Genomic DNA, 1,987 nt, shown 5'->3' on the forward strand with positions numbered 1-1,987 from the left:
ATCATAAGTTACATGATCTTCTTTACGTTGCACCAAATGACTACATGACTGCTCAAGAGTTTTGGGAGTTGTTAATGGTGTGTTTGTGCCTACGCGGCAATTTTTTTGCATATAAAGTTTATGCACTAGGCCAAGTTGTTGAGTTGTTACCGCTTGAACCCTCAACCGTTACTCCAAAACTTAAAGATGATTGGACTGTTGAATATCATGTTTCATTTAAAGATGGCGTGAAGATCCTTTCACAGCAAGAAATTTGGCATGTTCGATTATTCACTTTAGATGGTTTAAATGGGCTAAATCCAATTGCCTACGCTAGAAAGTGTTTTTCTCTTGGTTTAGATCTTGAGACGCACGGCTCAAATCTTTTTAAAAATGGTGCTGTTACTTCAGGTGTTTTAGAAACTGATGAAGAACTTACTGATACAGCATTTGGTAGGCTCAAAACAGAGTTTACTGAAAATCATACAGGGCTTACCAATGTTTATAAGCCAATGATTTTAGAGAAGGGACTTAAGTGGAAACCAACAGCACTCAATCTTGAAGACTCTCAATTTCTTGAAACGAGAAATTATCAATCAAATGAAATTTGCGCTTTGTATCGTGTGCCTCCGCATTTAGCAGGCATGTTGGAAAAAATGACACTGAATAATATTGAGCACATGGGTATGTCCTTTGTGAGTTATTCACTTGTCCCTTATATGACGCGTATTGAGTCACGCATCAAAGTCGGTCTGATCAAACCAAGTGAACAAAATAAATATTATGCCAAGTTCAATGCAGGAGCATTGATCCGCGGTGATTTGAAAACCAGATATGAGTCATATGCGATCGGTATCAACTGGGGTTTTTTATGTCCAAACGATGCTAGGGAACTAGAAGACATGGACCCACGCGAAGGCGGTGACATTTACCTCACACCAATGAATATGACTACCAATCCTGATAAGGGGAAAGATAGTGGAAGTTAAATATTTAAATGTTCCCCTAAAAATCAAATCTGTATCAGATACGGGTGAGTTTGAAGGGTACGCATCTGTTTTTGATGTCATTGATAGTTACAGCGATATCGTAGTCCGTGGTGCGTTCCAAAAGTCATTAGAACGTTGGGCTGAAAGAAATGATTTACCTTCAGTTTTATGGCAACACCAAATGGCCGAACCGATTGGACCATTTACCGAGATGAAAGAAGACGATTATGGGCTTTTTGTTCGTGGTCGTTTACTTATTGATGATGATCCATTGGCAAAACGTGCGCATGCTCATATGAAGGCTGGCAGTGTCAAAGGGATGTCGATTGGTTACATGCTCAAAGATTGGGAATATGACTCTGCAAAGGGTGCATTTTTACTTAAAGAAATTGATCTGTGGGAAGTGTCTATTGTGACCATGCCTGCAAATACTGAAGCAAAGATTACCGAAGTGAAAGCATCGCTTCAAAAAGGCGAGATTCCTTCGCCGTCCAGTGTAGAGAAAGCATTACGAGAGGTAATGGGACTTTCTCAAAAACAGGCCAAGGCTTTTATGGCTAAAGGCTACAGTGCATTAGGTTCTCAGCGAGATGTTGAAAGTCAATCCAGCACAGTCGATTCAATTAAAGACTTAACAGCATTTTTAAGAGGATAAATACTCATGGCTATTGATGAAAAAGATCTTGGTGAAGTAATCACAGATCTAAAGGGTGCATTTGAAGATTTTAAAAAATCAAATGATAAAGAGCTTGATGCGATTAAAGCGGAAAAGGCAAAGCAAGTTGAAGTAACAGATAAACTTAATGAAAAATTGGGTGATCTAGATGCTTTAAAAGCAGAGCTTGAAAAGGAAATTAAACAAGCGAAGCGACCAGGTGCACCAAGTGGTGGTGATGTTGAAGCACATAAAACAGGCTTTTTACAATTCCTGCGCAAAGGTAATGACGATGGGCTTGCTGATCTTCAAAAAAAGGCAATTCAAATTGGTGTAGATGCAGATGGTGGTTATGCCGTACCAG

General features: G+C 39.4%; 3 protein-coding genes. All 3 read left to right on the plus strand.

The window, feature by feature from the left end:
• Positions 1-968, plus strand: a 968-nt coding sequence (locus EAH57_RS15760; RefSeq protein WP_121930869.1) for a phage portal protein, incomplete at its 5' end; no start/stop codon positions are given.
• Positions 958-1,623, plus strand: coding sequence for an HK97 family phage prohead protease (locus EAH57_RS15765; protein WP_121930870.1), 666 nt, complete (start codon positions 958-960; stop codon positions 1,621-1,623). The genes EAH57_RS15760 and EAH57_RS15765, both read left to right, overlap by 11 nt.
• A gap of 6 nt (positions 1,624-1,629) precedes the next feature.
• Positions 1,630-1,987 (plus strand): phage major capsid protein (locus tag EAH57_RS15770; RefSeq protein ID WP_121930871.1); only part of this gene is annotated, 358 nt, incomplete at its 3' end.

Origin of the sequence: Acinetobacter sp. 2JN-4, from assembly GCF_003687745.1 — a bacterium.
GTDB classification, from domain to species: domain Bacteria; phylum Pseudomonadota; class Gammaproteobacteria; order Pseudomonadales; family Moraxellaceae; genus Acinetobacter; species Acinetobacter halotolerans.